Annotated in this window: 14 protein-coding genes; 3 read left to right on the top strand and 11 right to left on the bottom strand. The window is 59.2% G+C overall.

Annotated features, from left to right (window positions below):
- Positions 1 to 42 precede the first annotated feature (42 nt).
- Both IH881_12000 and IH881_11995 read left to right on the top strand, forming a co-directional pair.
- Positions 43 to 1,659, top strand: a complete 1,617-nt coding sequence (locus IH881_12000) for a PQQ-dependent sugar dehydrogenase (GenBank protein MCH7868411.1) — start codon at positions 43 to 45, stop codon at positions 1,657 to 1,659.
- On the top strand, positions 1,660 to 3,408 hold the full coding sequence (locus IH881_11995) for a hypothetical protein (protein ID MCH7868410.1): 1,749 nt from the start codon (positions 1,660 to 1,662) through the stop codon (positions 3,406 to 3,408).
- On the opposite strand, the gene IH881_11990 is transcribed toward IH881_11995, so the two are convergent.
- From IH881_11990 to rpe, 11 genes are all read right to left on the bottom strand, one after another.
- Positions 3,345 to 5,693 carry a YfhO family protein gene (locus tag IH881_11990; GenBank protein MCH7868409.1) on the bottom strand — a complete coding sequence of 783 codons (2,349 nt, stop codon included), beginning with the start codon at positions 5,691 to 5,693 and terminating at the stop codon, positions 3,345 to 3,347. The two genes, IH881_11995 and IH881_11990, sit on opposite strands and share 64 nt — an antisense overlap.
- 145 nt (positions 5,694 to 5,838) lie before the next feature.
- Positions 5,839 to 7,143, bottom strand: coding sequence for an aminotransferase class III-fold pyridoxal phosphate-dependent enzyme (locus IH881_11985; GenBank protein ID MCH7868408.1), 1,305 nt, complete (start codon positions 7,141 to 7,143; stop codon positions 5,839 to 5,841).
- 269 nt (positions 7,144 to 7,412) lie between these two features.
- A complete protein-coding gene (locus IH881_11980; GenBank protein ID MCH7868407.1) occupies positions 7,413 to 8,267 on the bottom strand; it encodes a phytanoyl-CoA dioxygenase family protein in 855 nt (284 codons plus the stop codon).
- Positions 8,267 to 9,481 carry an aminomethyl transferase family protein gene (locus tag IH881_11975; GenBank protein MCH7868406.1) on the bottom strand — a complete coding sequence of 405 codons (1,215 nt, stop codon included), beginning with the start codon at positions 9,479 to 9,481 and terminating at the stop codon, positions 8,267 to 8,269. Before IH881_11975 ends, IH881_11980 begins: the two co-directional genes overlap by 1 nt.
- A gap of 78 nt (positions 9,482 to 9,559) precedes the next feature.
- Entirely contained in the window at positions 9,560 to 11,386 is a 1,827-nt protein-coding gene (locus IH881_11970; protein MCH7868405.1) for an ABC transporter ATP-binding protein/permease, read from the bottom strand.
- Between the two features lie 52 nt (positions 11,387 to 11,438).
- Positions 11,439 to 11,876 (bottom strand): hypothetical protein, encoded by a 438-nt coding sequence (locus tag IH881_11965; GenBank protein ID MCH7868404.1) that lies wholly within the window; start codon positions 11,874 to 11,876, stop codon positions 11,439 to 11,441.
- 108 nt (positions 11,877 to 11,984) lie between these two features.
- Positions 11,985 to 14,072 carry an acetate--CoA ligase family protein gene (locus tag IH881_11960; protein ID MCH7868403.1) on the bottom strand — a complete coding sequence of 696 codons (2,088 nt, stop codon included), beginning with the start codon at positions 14,070 to 14,072 and terminating at the stop codon, positions 11,985 to 11,987.
- Positions 14,073 to 14,278: 206 nt separating this feature from the next.
- Entirely contained in the window at positions 14,279 to 15,046 is a 768-nt protein-coding gene (locus IH881_11955; protein MCH7868402.1) for a DUF861 domain-containing protein, read from the bottom strand.
- Between the two features lie 79 nt (positions 15,047 to 15,125).
- The gene (locus IH881_11950; protein ID MCH7868401.1) at positions 15,126 to 15,704 is read right to left on the bottom strand and encodes a hypothetical protein; all 579 of its coding nucleotides are present in this window, start codon (positions 15,702 to 15,704) and stop codon (positions 15,126 to 15,128) included.
- On the bottom strand, positions 15,701 to 16,123 hold the full coding sequence (locus IH881_11945; protein ID MCH7868400.1) for a GFA family protein: 423 nt from the start codon (positions 16,121 to 16,123) through the stop codon (positions 15,701 to 15,703). Before IH881_11945 ends, IH881_11950 begins: the two co-directional genes overlap by 4 nt.
- Positions 16,124 to 16,181: 58 nt before the next feature.
- Positions 16,182 to 16,874 carry a ribulose-phosphate 3-epimerase gene (gene rpe / locus IH881_11940; protein ID MCH7868399.1) on the bottom strand — a complete coding sequence of 231 codons (693 nt, stop codon included), beginning with the start codon at positions 16,872 to 16,874 and terminating at the stop codon, positions 16,182 to 16,184.
- A 277-nt stretch (positions 16,875 to 17,151) separates the two neighbouring features.
- On the opposite strand from rpe, the gene IH881_11935 reads away from it, so the two are divergent.
- Positions 17,152 to 19,245, top strand: a complete 2,094-nt coding sequence (locus tag IH881_11935; GenBank protein ID MCH7868398.1) for a TonB-dependent receptor — start codon at positions 17,152 to 17,154, stop codon at positions 19,243 to 19,245.
- The last annotated feature ends 28 nt before the right edge of the window (positions 19,246 to 19,273 follow it).

Below are 19,273 nucleotides of genomic sequence, written 5' to 3'. Positions count from 1 at the left end.
GTCATCCGTTCAGACAGTCCTGCGAACTCAGGAGATACCCGCATGAAGCGTCGTCTCGCGACCGCGATCGTAGCTTTCGTGCTTGCACTGAGTTCGGCGATGGCCCTCGCGGACAGTCGCACGGAGTGGGCTGTTCGTCCAGGTATTTCGCTCGAGGTTTTTGCGACCGACTTCGTCCTGCCCGTCATGATCGCGATCGTTCCCGAGCCGGGACCAGAGCCGGAGGACCCCTTCCTCTTCGTGACCGAACTTGCAGGAACCATTCGCGTCGTCACCAACGACGGATCGGTGCATGATTTCGCGAAGGACTTCTTCGAACTCGAGATGCCGGTCGATCTTCCGAAAGCCGCAGGCGCCATGGGACTGACAGGAATCACCCTCGACCCTGCAACTGGCTATATCTTCGCGACCTTCGCCTACCAGGCAAAGTCGAAGCGCCGATACAACAACATCATTCGCTTCGAAACCAAGCCCCATACGTTTTCGCTGAAGCCGACGGGCAGCATGATGTTCACTGACGCCCTGCGAAGCGGGAGATCGAATTTCACCCGCAATCCGAACGGGCATCAGATCGGAGCGTGCCTCGTAGATGGAGACAAGCTCTACGTTGGCGTCGGAGACGGTGAGATGAGCAGGCGTTCCCGCAATAAACGCTCGCTCTTCGGCAAAGTGCTGTGCCTGACGCTCGACGGTAAGCCGCATCCGGAAAATCCATTTCACGACGACAAGGGCGCTGCGTCATTGATCCACACCCTCGGGCTCCGCAACCCGTTTGGGATGGTCGAAATTGACGGGCGTATCTTCGTGGGGGACAACGGTCCAGGGGTCGACCGGATCGTCGAAGCACACAAGGGGATGGACTACCTCTATGACGGATCCGATGCATCGATCGGATTGAACGCACTCGCGGTCCTCTCCCCCGCACGCGGGATGGGACAGATGGGTTACCTCGAGCGCAATACTTCCTTCGCGCCTGCGGGACTCGGAGAGGGCTTCTTGCTCGCGCGCACGGGGCCTCCCGAGATCCTGATTGAGGGTGAGTACCCGGCTGTTACCTGGCTCGGATTCGACCCCGACCGTACCCGGGTGACGACCCCCGAGCGAACGGTGGTCGAGTACATCGGAACCGACCAACAGTGCCTCAACGCGCTGGCAGTCGGGAAAGATGAAATCTTCTTTGCGCCGCTCTTCAGCGACGGCAAACCCGGCCCGGTGTCGATCTATCGGATGCGCTACGACCCGAAGAACCCGGCACCGGAAATCTTGGGGGCTCCGCGCACGGGCCTCGCTGTCATCAAGCAACGCCGCTGCCTCGGCTGCCACAGTTTCCGGGGCAGGGGCGGCAAGCGAGCGCCTGCCCTGGATCCGAAGGATCTGATCCCGCGGCTCCACGCAAGGATCGGAACCGCTGAGTACACCCAGAAGCTCGCCAGTTGGAGCCCCGACGACGACGGATTTCGAGACGCGCGCAAGTCGGTGCTGGCTGCGGACGGCGACGAGCGCATTCGTCGTTGGATCACCGAGCACGTCATGGAGCCGCGCTTCGACTCCAAGAACGCGACCATGCCGGCCCTGGGCGTGAATCGCAGAGAGGCCGAAATGCTCGCCGCCTATCTCCTGGAGGCCTATCACTCTTCTGCGATCGTCGAGCCTGAATAGATGAAGGATTCGATCACGAGAGATTCGTCGCGCCCATTGATGACACTGTTCGGCTACCTGAGTCGAGTTTCCATGCTGCCCACGGCGGTGTTCCTCGTCGTTCCGGGCATGTTGTACTACTTCAACCGCGGTGAGTGGGGCGGTGACATGCTCCCCCTCATGTTGTCCGGCGGTGCATGGTTGTTGACCGTCGCCATTGCGGCTGCGCTCTATCCGTTTCTGGGTAGCAAGGGTCCAGTGGTCGCCAATTGCATGTTCCTGGTGGGCCTGATCATTCTTGCAAGCGATGTCTTCGCCCCGGTACAGCTGGGTGTATTGGATGGTCAAGCCCTGCGCAGTGACGAGCCCCTCCTATACACCGTGATTGAAATCGTCATCGCAGTCGTCATTACGGCGGTCTTCCTTCGAGCACTGGCCCGTGAAGCGAATTGGCCCGACCAGCTTTCGGTCATCGGATTGTTGTCGGGTCTGCTCTTGTTCTTGCTGTCGATTCAAAGTACGCAGGGGATCGGGCGGGTGGATAGGCTGCTTGATGAACAGAGTGAGCGCCCCAACGTTTATCATATTCACCTGGACGCGATGCAGACGGATTACTTCCGGCGCTATCTGAAGGCCGATGCGAGGGAAAAAGAATTCGACGGATTCGTATTGTACGAAAACAATATTTCCAATTATCCCTTCACGGGTGCCTCTGTAGCGAGCTACTTGACCGGCACAATTTATCGCCGCGGGCGCTACGACAAATGGTTGGATCGGGCGGCCGACGGGCTGCCCGCCGCGTTGCGGGGCGACGGCTACTATTTGAGTTTCTACGGAAAGAAAAGCACGATCGATACCTCGGGCTTCGATCAAGTCGATGATGCCCATGATCTGGTGAGACAGAAAACGAAAGTACGACACCCACAAATCGTCGATTTCGTCAGGTTGTGGAGCGCAAGGCTGGCGCCGAATTTCGTCACCAACAATGCACTGCTTCTCGGTATGGAGTTCGGCACGGCAGTGCAGGCATTCGTCAATGATGACGGAGGCAAAAAGGAGATCGTGCCCCTGACCATTTCCGCGGGGATCGAACCTTTTTCCGGCGTATTGATGCTGCGCAAACTCATCGACGACGAAGGTGAACGTGCAAGCCATGGCGAATACGTGCTCGCGCAGGTGTTAATTCCTCATGCTCCGTATGTCATCGGCGCGGGGTGCGAGCTTCGCGGTAAGCATGAAAATGCCAAGTGGGCCTACTACGAACAAACAATCTGTACGGGAAACTTGTTGCGAGAGCTCATCGCTCTTCTCAAGCGCCTGGATCGCTACGACAAATCAGTCATCGTTTTTCATGGGGATCACGGGGCTGGTTGGGCGGGCATGATCACTGAGGATGGGGGATTTGAGTATCCGGAAGGGACGAATGTGCAAGCCCCTCCATTCCGGAACTGGGACAAGGAGCAGGTGATTTCGCGTGCTCGCGCTTTGTTGATGGTCAAGCTCCCCGGCGCGAAGGGACCCCTGCGGTATTCCGCGTTCGATTCCCAACTTGCAGATATCTATCCGACAGTGCTGTCTGCCATTGATTTGCCTTATTCGGAAGGCGATGGAGTGGACTTGTCCGAGTCGCGGGATGAGTCAGTGCGAAGGACGAGGCACTTCTATCTATTCACACCCGAGAGGGCCGCTTTCAAGAACATGGCTGTCTATGGAGCAACGACTTTGTCGGGTGCGATTCCTCTGGCTTTGCGACGAGTGGGCAACATCTGATCCGCCCCGGCTAGCGCGAGGAGTAACACGAGACCCAATGCGCTGATCCACAGGCCGACACTGAGGGAGCCTGGCCAATACTCGAGAATGACCTCGTGATGCCCCGAACCCATCTCCAAAGCCAGGAAGAAGCCATTGGCGCGCTCGAGTTCGCGAATCTGACCGTCGACCCGCGCTCGCCAGCCCGGGTACCACAACTCGCTGATCAGCAGATAACCCCCGTCTCCGGCATCGAAGTCGAGCCGGATTCGATCGCCCGAGTGCTCGACCTCGATGGCGCGAAAGGGATCCGGGTAGATTGTCGTCCAGTCCTGGTCTTCGATCAGCACTTCGCGTCGCGGGTCAACGCTCCTGAGTTGTTCGAGCGCCTGGTCCTGATTCGCAACCTGCCGCGCTCGCGGGATCAGGCCAGCGCGGGGGAGGGCCCGGGTGTTTTCATAAAGAAGCACTTCGTTGAATTCGAACATCGCTCTTGGCAACTCAAAGAGATAGACGGATAGATCGGGGAAGCGATCGCGAAGCACGAGTCCTTCGAGTTGGATCGGGGCCACCGAGATTACCCAGCGAATGTTGAAGAGGTCCAGCGGAGTGCGGTGCCGCAGGGGAAAGGAATCGACGGTGGTCGAGGTCTTCCGGGAGGGTTCCATTCCCCCAACCCCTTCGCGGAGCAGTCGATGCGTCGAGACTGGAACCAGGGGATTGAAGCCTCGCATGCCCTCGATTCCCGCAGGCGTGATGTAGGTCACGGGCAAGGGGCTCAGATCGGCGCGAACTCTTCGATTGATCGAGAGCACGCGTTGGTGTCCGAGGGGCGCGGCCAAACGTGAAACAAGTGGGTGGTCTCCCAAGGCTTCCTCGATCGGCATGGTGTGTATCAGCGGAATGACATAGCGAGCTTGATCAATCAGGAGTCCAAAGACCAACAGTGGCGCGGCGAGGGCGGCGGGCCCCCACGCACGGATCGCAAGCGCAATGCCGGGGAGGCAAAGAGCGAGGGCGGTGAACAGGGCCGCTGGGGTCTGGACGATTGCAACCAGTACCAGCGCCGCAATCGCCGGTGTGATCGCCGCCGCCGCCAGGCCCCGTCGGATCGGAGCCCGGAGCAGGGTCTCGGTTCCCGCCGCGACCAAATAGGCGAGCGGAAAACCGATCAGGAGCAACATGCGATTCGGAAAGCGAAACAGTGAAAAGCCTGGAAGCCAATCGTGCATCAGTCGATGCAGGCCACCGGGTCCCCCGGTGGCGTACCAGAGACAGAAAATCACTGAACCGAGACAGTAGAGCAGGGCGTTACGTCGGGGGCGGTGCCACAGCGCAAAGCCACCCAGCACGAGGGCGGCGATGCCCAGGTAGATTGACGCTTCCCAATTCGGCAGGGGGCCTTGCTCTGGCAGCAACAGGTTCTGGAGCAATTCCCTTGTGATCGCGTAGTTTGCGGCGACAGAGTAGGGGATGCCCTCGCCGCGAACGTAGTAGGTCATGTGGTCGACGATGGGAAGCAGGTGTGCTGCGCAGAGCACGAGGGCGAGGCAGCCCGAACCCACAAGGACCAGCGGTGCCTTGAGTCTCGACGCATCTACCCGCTGGGTGTCTCGACTCCGCCAGAGAAGGATGCAGCCCCGCAGGCCATAGCCCAGTACCAGGAGTTGAGAATAAAGAAGCAGCTGGGGATGAAACCCCGTGATTGCAAACGCGGTCACGAGAGCAAAGCCAATACAATCTCGGGGTTCGGGGCGGCGCAGAATCCGATCGATGAAGAAACACTGCCAAGGGATCCAGGCCAGGGGAAGAAAGATGATGTGTCCTGGGACCGCGATGTGGAGCAGCCATTTTCCCGCGAATGAAAAGGTGAACGCGCCCGCGAGTCGGGCCCAGAGGTCGAAGCCGTGCCCCTTCAACCACGCGAGCATGCCCCAGCCGCCGAGAATCAAATGCAGGATGATGTTCCAGCCAAACCAAGCGTGACTTCCATCGGAAGGCGCCAGCGCGTGGAGCCAATTCATCGGATAGAAAATGCCGGCCTGGGGATCTCCGACGAGCGGCATGCCGCCAAAGGACGTGCTGTTCCAGAGCTGAGGCCGTCCGCGCTCGTGGAGTGATTCGACCTGAAGCGTGCGAAAGGGGTGATGCTGGGACAGTACGTCGGAGCGCGGGCTATAGATGACATCCGTTGGATGGAGGACGACGGGCGCAAAGACCAGTGCGACGGCAAAGAGCAGAGCGGCGTGAACGGCAAAATTCCCGCGTTTCGAGTCGGAGTCCGGTAGCGATGTGCGGGATTCCATATCGCCCAATATTGATATAGCGACCGGCTCGACGCAATTGAGTCCGACCCAGGCCACCAGCAGGCTGCTAGACGAAATAGAAAAAGGCGGGACCCATGACTGGGCCCCGCCTTTCAATTCACGCTCGGTGTTGCTTTCTTTCGCTCTAGCTACGACCGAGTTTCTTCAACGCTCCGTCGAGACCGAGCTCGAATCCTTCGAGAGTCTCCTTCAGGCACGCTTCGTCGTGGGATTCGCAGAGGAAGAAGGGTTCGCGGGAGTCGGGCTCGATCATGACTCCGTGCTCGAGCATCTCCTCGGCGAGCGCCTCGTAGAGCGTGTTGTCCGTCTTCTTCCAATCGCGATAGTCGGTCGGTTGTTCCTCGGTGAAGAAGAGACCTCCCATCGAGGCATGTCCTACGAAGACGTGCTCGATGCTCCTCGCATTCAGGATCTTGGTCATGCCTTCCTGCATCTTGAGGCCGTAGGCCTCGATGTTCGCCAGCGCGTCGGTCTCGTCGAGAATCTCGAGAGTCTTGTTCGCCGCACAGATCGATACGGAGTGCGCCGTGTAGGTGCCGCCGTGGGTGACGCCATTGCCGATCGTGCGCATGATCTCTTCTTTACCCGCCAGGACCGAGATGGGATAACCATTCGCGACGGCCTTGGCATAGGTGCAGAGATCTGCTTCCACGCCCATCCATTCCTGCACGCCACCGCGAGCGACCCGGAACCCGGTCTTTACCTCGTCGACGATCATGATGACGTCGTGGCGGGTACACAGCTCGCGTGCATCCTTCACGTACTGGGCGTTGGCGGTAATGCCACCGGCGTTGCCCAGAATGGGCTCGATCAAGAACGCGCCAATCTGGTCGCCCTTGGCCTTGAGCAGGTCTTCGAGCTTGTTGGCATCGTTCATCGGAACCATGTTCAAGAGCGCCTTGAGGTGCTGGGGAATCCCCTTTCCGGTGGGAACGACCTCCGGTTCGCCGTCTTCCTCAATTTCGAGGTACCACATCACGGAATCGAACATCCCGTGGTAGCCGCCCTCGACCATGATGTAACTATCCTTGCCCGTGTAGCCTCGTGCGGTCCGCAGTGCGGCCATCACCGCCTCGGTTCCACTCACGCAGTATCGGACCAGTTCTGCGGCGGGCACCATCTTGATGATGCGCTCGGCGACCAGGGCTTCCATCTCCGTCGCCAGGGCGAAGACGCCACCGATTTCCATTCCCTCGCGCACCGCGGCGTCGACCCGCTCGTCGGCGTAACCGAGGATGGCCGGGCCGTAGCCGAGCCGATAGTCAATGTATTGGTTGTCGTCGATATCCCAGACACGGCCGCCTTTGCCGCGCTTGATGTAAATGGTCTCGTCTTCACCCCAATAACGGAAATTGGAGGTAACCCCGAGGGGCATCGATTTGATCGCTCGTTTGAATTGTTCATTCGACTTTTTGAGCGAACGCGCCATGTAGATCTCCTTGCCCGATCAGCGGGCTGTCATGTTCTGTATTTACGTCCATTATGGATCCGGCCCGCATGTGCTGCGCAGGTGCATTATTCACACCTGTTGGCCGGTGCTCCGCTGTCTCCTCGCAGAGGAGATTCCAGGAAGCGGCGGGAGTATAGGGGGTACTGGCAGAGGCCGCCGCTACCCCGTTGGGGGGGCCTAATCGCAAGGACGCAGGTGCCGAGGCTAGGGGCCGGGGCCCCGTTCAGCTTTTTTCGGCCGTGCACTGATCAATCATTTGTGTCTGCCTGCCAAAGAACAGGAAAGTGTTCCGGGTCTTCGGACAGCCGCTGCCCAGGTTGCACGTTGGCATTCGCTTTTCCGTCTCCAAGGGGAAAATCGGGATTCGGCACATAGACGGCGGATTCATCGACGAAGCGGCAGTTGAAGCGGCGCTGCTCGGACTGCGTTGGGTTGCCTCGACTGCTGTGCAGGGTGAGGCCGTTGAAGAAAACACAGTCTCCGGGTTCTACCTCCCAGGAGAGAATCTCGTAATCCCCTGCATCGATATCGGGAATCGGATCGTAGGATTTCGGCACGACCCCTGCTGAAGCGGGATCTCGATGCGACTCGAATTCAACGGGAGGAAATCGCTTTCCCCAGCGGTGCGAGCCCGCAACCAGCCGCAGTGTCTCGTGTTCGCCGTGGGAATCGAGGGGGATCCAGGCGACCAGGATGTCCCCTTCGATTTCGTAGTACGTGAAGTCGTGGTGCCATGGGACCTTGATTTCTGAGCCCGCCTGTTTGATGAAATAACTGTCGTCAAAAAAACACACGCGTTTCGACTGCAGCAACTCGGCCGCAAGTTCCGAAAGCCTGGACGTCGCCGCGAACTCGATGTACTCCGGGATCCAACGATGGCATCCGTAGTCGAGGGTGAATACGCCTCGCCCATCCTCACCCTCGAAGCGAGAAAAGGATGTTGGCGAAGGCTCTGCGACATTTTTTTCGATACCGCGAGCCAGGAGTTCGAGTTGTTCGGGGGAGAAGACGCCTCTCAATAACGCCGCTCCGTTTTTTTGATAAAAATCTTTGATCGTCTGATCCATGAGCACGCTGGCTCCTTTCCGTTCCGCTTCTTCCACTACGAAGTTTCCATCACTTCGTGCAGCGGCGCCGGAAGCTGGGTGCGGCGTGGAAGGTCGATCAACGGTCCGTTCTTCAATACAACGTCGAGCCGCTCTCCATCGATCACGGTCCACGCCTCCTCGAGGTCGGCGTATTGGAGTTGAATGGACGCGTTGCCGATCATGCGCTCCATGCCCCAGGAATAGCTGTGGCAGGGCATCGTGCCGATCTCGACCGTTTCTCCGTCTATTGACGTGTGGAGCGTCCCATCCTCATCGGGTGGCTTGCGAGTTTCGATTGCGAAGCTCCGGAGCGCGAATCGGTGCCCACTCTCCTTCCTCTCACGCAGTGCGTCCCGGCCGACGAAGTCGGCCGCCTTCAATTTCACCAACCAGCCGAGGGCCAGCTCGTAGGGTGTGCGCTCCCTGCTCGGCGAGGGGTCGAGCTCCGTCGCGCAATCCCAGCCGGGTACAATGAAGCCTCCTTCAATTCGACACGTCTCCATCGCCGTGACGCCATAGCCCAGAATGTCGATCCCCATCTCTTTGCTCACGGACAGCAGGCCCGCTTCGAATACCCCGTAGAGATCCGGGGCGAACCAGCACTCGTAGCCGAGATCGGCGGTAAAGCCCATGCGCGAAATGCGGATGCTGCCGCTCCCCAACGGGAAGTCTTTCACGTCGAAGGGTTTTAGATGTTCGATGCCATCCATTCCCCAACGATGCAGCACGGTCGCGGAAAGGGGACCTTGGAGTGACACCCCCGCCATCGACTCCTTGCAGTCCGTGATCGTCACGTCATCCAGGCCAAGCGTCCGGCGCACAGACTCGAAGTGTGCGGTGTGATCGATTTCGGACGGCATCATGAGGTAGTCGTCATCGGCAAACTTGTAGAGGATGGCGTCGTCCTTCAGGATGCCCTTCTCGTCGCAGAGCGCGACGTAGATCCCACGCATCGAAGGGGAGTGGCTGACGGGTCGCGTGACCAGCCGATCCAGGAACTGGCCCGCATCGCCGCCACGAATGCTGTACTTGCGGATCGGTGTCACGTCGAAAATCGCACAGCTGTTCCTGATTGCCTGGTACTCCGACTCCGCGTCTCCGAAGTGATTGGGAACCAGGTAGTCGTTCCAGACGATGTAGTCCTCGCCCTCCGTATGAGTGCGGACGTAGTCATTCAAATCGGCTTCAATGTTGCGATTGAACAGGTCGTAGAACGGAAGCTTCTTCACGCTAGCCTCGAGTGCGTAATTTGTAGCTGGGGCGAGGATAGAGGATGCCTGGCTCGGCGGAAATTGAGGCCACCTGATTTATCCACCGTTGTCTGATCCCGACCGTTCCTCTTGCTGCAACTGCCACATCTTGGCGTAGTAGCCGTCTGCCCCGAGTAATTCGGCGTGCCGGCCGCGTTCGACGATGCGTCCCTCGTCCATCACGAGAATTTGATCGGCGTTCATGACGGTGGAAAGGCGATGGGCAATCACGAGGGTTGTTCGGCCGATCTGGATGCGGTCGAGTTCTGCCTGAATCGATTTTTCCGAATGTGAATCGAGCGCAGAGGTAGCTTCGTCGAAGATGAGGATAGCGGGGTTTTTCAGCAGGGCGCGTGCGATCGCCACGCGCTGCTTCTCGCCGCCGGATAACTTCAGACCCCGTTCGCCGACCTCGGCCTCGTAGCCGTCGGGCAGTGTCATGATGAAGTCGTGAATGTGAGCAGCCCGGGCGGCGTCTTCGACTTCTTTGCGGCTTGCCCCCGTTCGGCCGTAAAGAATGTTGTAGAAGATCGTGTCGTTGAACAGCACGGTATCTTGGGGAACGATCGCAATGGCGGCGCGCAGCGTCTCTTGCGTGTAATCGCGTACGTCGCGACCGTCAATCAGGATATGGCCAGAGTCGACGTCGTAGAAGCGATAAAGAAGCCGGGTCAGGGTCGATTTTCCAGAGCCCGAATGTCCGACAACTGCAATCGTGCCCCCCGATGGAATCTGAAAGTCGACGCTGTGCAAGATCTTCCGGCGCGCATCGTAACCAAAATGCACATTTTTGAAGCTGACGGTTGGGCGACCGACGTCGAGGGGAATGGCGCCTTCCTTATCTTGCACGTCCTGACGCTCATCGAGCAAGCCGAACAGGCGCTCCATGTTGGTCAGCGCCTGTTTGACTTCTCGATACACCATGCCGAGCAGGAACAAGGGTGCTGACAACTGCAGCAGATAGGCGTTGACCAGCACCAGGTCGCCGATCGTGAGTTCGCCGGCAGCCACACCTGCGGCAGCTCGCCACATCATCGCCGTGACACCAATTGCAATGAATGCGGTCTGGCCGAGGTTCAGCACGGCCAGGGATGTTTGCGCCTTGACCCGGGCGTTCTCGAGGTGGCGCAGGTTCTCGTCGTAGCGCGTGGCTTCGTGGGCCTCGTTGTTGAAGTATTTGACGGTCTCGTAGTTGAGCAGGGAGTCGACCGCGCGTTCGCTGGCGCGGGTGTCGGCTTCGACCGCGGCGCGATAAAAACGGGTGCGCCATTCGGTGATGGAAAATGTCCACAGAGAATATGCCGTGAGCGTTCCGAGCGTAATGAAGGCGAAGCCCCAGTCGTAGGCCCAGACCAGCACCGCGGTAACGAGAAACACCTCGAGCGCGGTAGGCAAAATGGTGTAGATCGTCCAATCGAGCAGGTCAGAAATGGCGGTGCCGCCGCGTTCGATATCTCGGGCAACGCCCCCAGTGCGGCGACCGAGATGAAACTTGAGACTCAAACCGTGCAGATGCCGGAATACCTGCAGCGTAATTTCTCGCGAGGCCCGCGCCATCACCCGGGCAAACACGACCTCTCGCAGCTCGGTAAAAAGCGTGACGCCGATGCGTGCAGCGCCATAGGCCAGCAGCAATGCGACCGGTAGCACCAGCAAGCTCGGTTCGACATTGAGCTGATCGACGATGCCTTTGAGTGCGAAAGGGATCAGCAGGTTGGTGAGCTTCGCAGCCAGGATCAGAAACAGGGCGAGAATGATGCGGCCAAGGTAGGGGCGCAGGTATGGGAGAATCTCCGTGACTACATGGAGATCCCCACGGGCTTCCCTGGCTCGTTCGACCGGCACGACCGATTCATCGCTTTCTGCAAGGTCGCGATCGATCATGCGCGAAGCGTAGCACCAGCCAACTCGCGGCTCTGGTTTCCCCCGTGGCGTACTACTCCAGCCAAACTCGATAGGTCTTCGGGGGGCGCTCCAGCTGAATCAATGCCTGCGGAGCGATTCCCGTGTCGCGCACCTGATCGATCAATCCGGTGAGGTCAATGTTTTCCTCGCGGATCATTTCCCGCACGTCGTCGGGAACGATGCTCTCGAGATCCAGGGCGACTTCGGCTGGGAAGATCAGTTTGACTTTCTGTTTGCCGCCATCGAGTACCTGTACGATGAGCGAACGGGCCAACGGGCGCGCGTCCCGCCCGTCGATCTTGGCCTGGATGGCCGCGGGCAGGGGTGGCGGCTCGAAGTTCGCTGCTTGCATCCGCAACGCCTCGGGTACACGCTCCTCCAACATCTCCCGCCAAGGAAGGGCGATCTTCAAGGTCGCCAACTGCTGCATCAGCCCGCCGAACGCCCGGAGCAGGAGCAAGCTGTCCATTGTCCAAGTTGGTTCGACGACGTACACTAGGCAATCTCAGGCATGAGACGACGCGCGGCAGGGGCTCCGGCCCTTGCCGCGCGTCCTTTTCTGCTGGACGGTCTTGAGCTAGCCGCGCACCACCAACGCATCGACGGCGACGCAACCCTCCGGACCTACGATCAGGGGGTTTACGTCGATCTCGCGGATGCTGTCGCCAAGGGCGAATACGAGAGCCGAGAAATGGCTGAGCGTCTCGGCCAGGGCCTTGATGTCCACCGCCGGCCGGCCCCGCGCGCCATCCAGAAGCGGGCGAATCTTCAGACGGTCAATCTCGCGCTCGGCTACGTCCACACCGAAGGGAGGCAGAATGACCCGCACATCCTTCATGATTTCGACGAAGACACCTCCGGCACCCAGCATCACGATGGGGCCGAAGTTGGAATCGCGCACCATGCCCATCACGACTTCGACACCGTCGCTCTTGATCATGGGGGTGACGAGCACACGTCCGCCCAGGCGCTTGCTCATGTCCCGGTAGACGTCAGCCAGCGCGGCCGAGTCCTGAATGTCGAGCTTGACGCCTCCCACATCCGACTTGTGCGCAATGCCCGGCATGGCGGTCTTGAGCACGACCGGATAACCCAATGCCTCGGCGCCCGCGACCGCAGATGCTTCGTCTTCGGCGATGCGGTAATTCGGTGCCGCCACGGAAAAGTCGCGCAGCAGGTCGTATCCCGCGGCTTCGTCGAGATCCTCGCCGGTCGCGAGACGCCCGCGCCAACGCTCTACGGTTTCCGGGTCGCAGGTGGGAACGGGCAGTGGCGCTGGCCGTGCCAGGCGGTCGCGGTAGGCGAAGGCGTGTTTGATGGCGTTCATCGCGTGCACGGTGCTGTCGAGCACAGGGATGCCCCTGTCGGTCAGCGCCCGGGCCATGCCCTCGTAGTCCGCTCCCGCGATGTTGGGCAACAGGATCATCGGCTTGTCGCTGCTCTCGTAGGCCGCGAGCAAAGACGCACCGTACTCGTCTTCGAGAGTGTGGTGATTCGCGAATTCGCCCGACAGTGCAGTCAAACCCGTGTCGGGGTCCTCGGACAGTGCGGTGAGGTAATGCGCCACCTCATCGTTCCATTCTTTTCCACCATTGCCCCAGGCGTCGAGGGGATTTGCGGGTTCGAGGGCGAAGAACAGACGTTCTGCGATCTTCGCCTTGGTGTCATCGCTGATTTCCGCAAAGGGAACACCGATATCGTCCGCGATGTCGACGACCAGTTCGCGTTCGCCACCAGAGTCGATCACCATCGACAATCCACCCGCCGTGACCTGCCGGTCCGCGGTGAAGAGGGAGACGGTATTCGCCATCTCATCGAGTGAATGGACCCGGACAACCCCGTAACGATCGAATACGGCTTGATAGGCGGAATCGTTCCCCACCAATGCACCCGAATGGGTCTGGGCGAAGGCTGCGGCTTTCTCCGAGCGGCCGACCTTGCACGCGATGATGGCGACTCCCATCGCGTCGGCCTTCTCCAGCGCAGCGATGAAGGCCTGGGGCTTGCGAACCGTTTCGACGAAGAGGCACACCGCACGCATGCCGTCGATTCCGAGTGCGTAGTCGAGATACTCATCCATCGTGGCGCCGATCTCCTGGCCGGCGCTCACCACGATGTTGAAGCGAACACGCGGGTGATGCAGGCCGAACTCCGCAAAGACCGAGCCCGAGTGCGTAATGAACGCGGCCTGGCCACCGGAACGGTGGTGATCGAGAACGTTGTCGAAGGTCGAATGAACGCCTTCTGCCGCGTTGATGATTCCCATGCCGTTGCCGCCACAGACGGGCATGTCCGCTTCTCGCGCCATGTCGCGCAACCGCTTCAGCATGGTTCGGTCGGGATCGTCGGGCACGTAACAGGTGTCGAAGATGACGGCCGAGCGTGCACCGGCGGCGATCGCCTGCTCGAGCTGTTGTTCGACCCGCTGGCTGGAAATGGCAAGGATCGCGAGATCGACGGGTTCGGGGATGTCCCCGATCGACGCAAAGCAATCGACGCCCTGGATGCTCTCGTACTTCGGGTTGACGGGATAGATCGCTCCGTCATAGCCGTATCGCTTGACCTGATAGATCAGGGCATGTCCGGGGGATCCGGGGGTCTCGGAGGCGCCAATGTAGGCGATCGAGCGCGGCTTCATGAGTGGGTCTAGGCGGTGAGTCGACATGCTTCAATTCCAATCAGCTGGTTCGAATGGGACGAATGGATCCGTGAAAGGCGGGGCAGAGTAACTCCTTCTACCCCCAAAACTCAAGTCCTGACGGGCCAAGGCCGGAGCTTCCCCTTACCGCAAACCCGACTCTCGGGGGAGATGCCTGTTGGTTGCTGGTAAATTGGCCGGAATTTGAGGGGTACTTCGCTCTCGGATCGCTCTCATTCCTCGAAGATGAAGTAGAACTTGCGGACGTCCTGCGTGCTGGTCCAGGAGTTCACCGCGTCCGGGAGTACCAACAAGACGTCGGGTGCCTGAAATTTGTGCTCCATCCCCGCATCGTCGGTCAGGGTCATGCCGCCTTCGAGCAGGCACATCATCTCGAAGCGGCCGAAGCGCTGCTGTTTGCGGTGCATGGGCGAGCAGGTCCAGGTGCCACTGAAGAGTCGGTCGGTGGCATCTTCGAAGTAGCTGTAGTCGTGCTGCGTGGGGGTGTCCCCTTCGAAGTTGGTCGACTTCTGCAGAGCGAGCTGCTTGAGCCCGATGCCCTCAGGCCCAGTGGGCGAGAGGCGGATTGCGCGTTCAGCAACGGGCTGGTCCGGCATCCCGTTATTCGGATCCTCGAAAATCACGTAGTACTTGCGCATGGACTCGGTCTGCTTCCAAGAGCAGGGAAGGCCCTTGGGGATGATGAATGCGTCTCCAGCGCGAAAAATTTCTTCGTGGCCACCCTGGTGGACGATGTTGACCGAGCCCTCCAGGACCAACATGAATTCATCGACAGGGTAGGGGCCGAACTTCGTCGTATGGGCCGTGCAGTGCCACACGCCTGCGACCAAGCTCTTGTCTTCCGATTCATAGTAGAGGTGCCCCATTTCGATCGGCGTGCCTGCTTCGACCTCGTCCGGCGTGGTATCGAAGATCTGCACCAGCGGTTGGTCGGCAGGGCCGTTGGGTTCGAAGCGGATGATGTTGGGGTTGCTCGCCATGGGGTCGGTTCCTCAAGGGGCTGGCAGGGGTTTGACTCGGATGTAGACCCAAACATTGCTGTGAGATCAAAGCGCTCGATCAGGCGCTCACCGGTCTGTAGCGAATGACGACTCTGCTTCCGTCTTTTGTTCCCTCGTGGAAGGGTACGCCATAGGTCTTCCAACCGGTGGTTGCATACTTCTCGCCCATATCCGCGAGACACTTCTCAATCACGGCGTCTCCCCGCGGCACAATACTGGCCTTGGCGAGAAAATGGGGCGCAGATTTGTATTTTCCGCCGGAGCGCCTCCAGTTCCCAAAGCTTCCCACCCAGATGCGTGCCGTGTCGAGTCCTTGCTTGATGGCCCGGCTGCGCCAGGCATCCAAAGGCGTAACGACGAACAGATCCTCGCCATCGGAGATGAACCAGATCTCGGCGTGGCACTTGCTCTCGCTGCCGTCAGAGCGCAAGGGCGAGACATAGATGAGGGAGCTTTCGGTAGTGGCCTGCCTGGCCGCATCGGATAGATGATATTTCCCTTCCTCGGACCAGGCGCGCTGGGCTGGCAACAGCAGCGCGCTCGAAAGCGCTGCGGCTCCGGACAGCGCTGCAGCTTCGAAAAGAAAACTTCGTCTGTTGAGTTGGAGCCATTCCCGAGTCGTCCCGGTGTGGCTCATGCTTCCTCTTCCCATTCGCGGTAGCGGGGCAGCGAGTCCGAAGTTTCGAACCACGGGATTCTCTCCGCGTGATGGACGTGAAACTGCGGAGCGAGTTTGCTGGGGTCATCGGCCGTGCCGACGAGGATTTCGACGAGCGGGCCCAATTCATCGCCGTCGCCTTCCCAGGTCAGCGAGGTTCCGCAGTCGGCGCAAAATCCGCGCGCCACACCGGGAGAAGACTCGTAGGTTGCGCGCTCGCCCTTGGGAAAGCGAACTTGATCACGCTTGAAGCCTGCCAGGGCAACGACCGGGGCTCCGGAGTGCCGGCGACAACTCTCGCAGTGACAAAAGATCACTGATATCGGATCCCCGCTGGCCTCGTAGCGAACGGCTCCGCACATGCATCCGCCCGTTATAGTGCTCTCTTCCTCGGCCATGGCGAACTCCTCTATCGTTGTCTCGATCGTCGCGCTTTTCTTCGCGCGAGTAGAATGCTCAGCCCTGTGGGTTGCTGAGATCCATCGCCTTGGCAAGTTCTTCCCGCATCGACGTGATGGTGGCTCGGTAGTCGTCGCTTCCGAAGATCGCCGAACCCGCGACGAACGTATCCACCCCCGCTTCGGCGATCTCTCGGATGTTTTCGACTTTGACTCCGCCGTCGATCTCCAAACGGATGTCGCGGCCGCTCTCGTCGATGATCCGCCGGGCCTCGCGTGCCTTGTCGAGCACGTAGGGAATGAAACTCTGCCCGCCAAAGCCAGGGTTCACAGACATGAGGAGTACCATGTCCAGCTTGTCGATGGCATACCGCAGGCTCTCGAGCGAGGTTGCGGGATTGAAGACCAGCCCGGCCTTGCAGCCCAGGCCCTGGACGAGTTGAAGGGACCGGTCCACGTGCTCTGAGGCTTCGGGGTGAAACGTAATGTAGCTGGCGCCGGCATTCGCGAAGTCGGCGATGATGCGGTCGACTGGCTTCACCATGAGATGGACGTCGATCGGTGCCGTGATCCCGTGCGTGCGCAACGCTTCGCAGACGACGGGCCCAATGGTCAGATTCGGCACATAGTGATTGTCCATCACGTCGAAGTGGACAACATCAGCCCCAGCGGCCAACACGTTGTCCACATCCTCGCCGAGGCTGGCGAAGTTCGCCGACAGAATGGAAGGTGCGATCCAATAGTCCGCCATGCCTCTCTCCTCTTGCGGTTTCAATTCGTTGCGGTGGCAGATGACAGTACCCGTTTTTTGGCAGGCGGGACTTCCCCCGAATCCGTGGGTCCAATTCACCTCATCTATTAACCCTATGCAAATCCGTTTCAAGTGTCGAACTTCGCCCCAGAAACCCCGGAGACCGCAGCTCTGCCTCAAGCCAGCGTTCTTCGGTGTCGATGCCTATGCGACGCCATATCGAACCATTCGAGACATTGAGTCTCGCAGAATTCGACTTCCACGATCGGAGCCAACCATGATCGCATCCGTTGCGTATCGAAGTGATAAACCCGGAGCCCGAACTGCTCAGTCTTCCCCAGTTTGGTCAGCCCGCGCTACACTGGTCCTTGGACTGATGTTGACGTTGCACGTATTCCCGGCCCGCGCGACCGCGGACGATGTCGTCGATGATCTCCTCGGAAAATCTATCGAAGAACTCCTCAACCTCGAGGTGCCGACCGTATACAGCGCCTCGAAGCGAGAGCAGAGCATTACCAACGCTCCCGCATCCGTCACCATCGTTACTGCCGACGAGATTGCCAAGTTCGGCTACCGAAATCTGGCCGACGTGCTCGGGAGCATACGCGGGGTTCACGTCATCTACGACCGGAACTATCACCACATCGGCTTGCAGGGATTCAATCGGCCAGGGGACTACGACTCTCGCATCCTCAAGCTGATCGACGGGCAGCGGGTGAACGAGAACGTCTATGGCAGTGGTCAAAGTGGTACGGATTCTCTTATCGACCTCGACATCATTGAGAGAATCGAGTTCGTCCGGGGACCGGGATCAGCGCTCTATGGCACAAGTGCGTTCTTCGGGACGATCAACATCATTACCCGCAATGCGGAATCTATTGACGGAGTCGAAGCCTCGGTTGGATATGGAAGCGACGACTCCTATCACACCCGCCTTGCGTACGGGAACACCTTTGACAACGGCATCTCCGCGGTGGTCTCGGGCTCATTCTTCGATGACCCGGGTGCGAAGCGACTTTTTTACGAGGAATTCGACGATCCTTCAACGAACAACGGAATCGCCGTCAAAGCAGACGGCGACCGCGCCGGTCGATTCTTCAGCAATTTCTCCTATGGTGACTTCAATCTCCAGGCAGCATTTTCCCAGCGTCGAAAGGTAGTCCCGACTGCCGCCTTCTTCACCATCTTCAACACCCGGGACACCTGGACCCAGGACGAGCAGGCGTTGTTGTCGCTCAGCTACTCGAAGGACGTTCTCACCGATGCCGTCGTGAATGGGCGTGCGTACTTCTCTCACTACGCATACAAGGGCGAATACCTGTATGACTACAGGCTTCTTCCGAGCGACCCGCCCGACATCGTATCGAACCAGGATTTTGCAACCGGGCAGGTGATCGGTGGAGAGATGCATGGAACCAAAACGATCTTCGACCGCCACTACGTGTCCGTGGGCGGTGAGTTCCGCGGCAACTTCAGACAGGATCAGGTCAACTACGAGGGCGATCCGAAGTTTTACTACATCAACTCGAAGAAGAGTACCGTGGAAGGGGGCTTGTACTTCCAGGGTGAGTTTGCGCTTCACGAAAACGTGATGTTCACGGGCGGCCTTCGCTACGACCACTTCGAGGCCTTCGGCGGAACCTGGAACCCGAGAGTTGCGCTGGTTATATCACCCGTCGAAACGAGTACTCTCAAGTTGGTCTACGGTCGCGCGTATCGTGCGCCCAGTGCCTACGAACTCTACTATGAATATGATGACGGTTTTACCTCGGTCTTGAGGAATCCGGATCTCTCCGAAGAAACGGTCTCGACGTATGAGATAATCGCAGAGCACTTCTTCACGGATCGACTCTACGGGACTGTCTCCTCCTACTATTACGAAGTCAAGGACCTGATTTCGTTTGTCGACATCGGCGGCTCGGTCAGCCAGTTTCAAAATCGCGGCAAGACCACGGCGATCGGGATGTCTACCGAGCTCAGCTACTCGACACCCGACGGATTCCTGGCAAGAGGAAGCTACGCCTATCAAAGAACAAAAGACCACGCCACCGGAACACGGCTGACCAATTCACCGCTGCATCTCGCGAAGTTCAACCTCAGCGTTCCGTTCTTCGACCAGCTTTTCAACGTCGGATTTGAGGCTCAGTACACGGCCTCAATGACCGCGGCACTCGGAAACCATGTAGATGACTTCTGGGTTACGAATCTCACCGTGTTGACTAACAAGTTGTATCGAAATCTCGAGTTGTCGGCATCCATCTACAATCTTGCAGACACCTCCTACGGTCATCCAGGAACCTTGGATCATGTCCAGGGTGTCATCCCGCAAGACGGTCGAACTTTCCGTCTGAAAGCAACATACCGGTTTTAATTGCTCCCGCACCTCGTGGATTCGGAGA

It is taken from the genome of Myxococcales bacterium (genome assembly GCA_022563535.1).
In the GTDB taxonomy this organism is placed as follows: domain Bacteria; phylum Myxococcota_A; class UBA9160; order UBA9160; family UBA4427; genus DUBZ01.
Note: the sequence above shows the minus strand (reverse complement) of the source record. Positions and strands in the feature narration are given on the sequence as shown.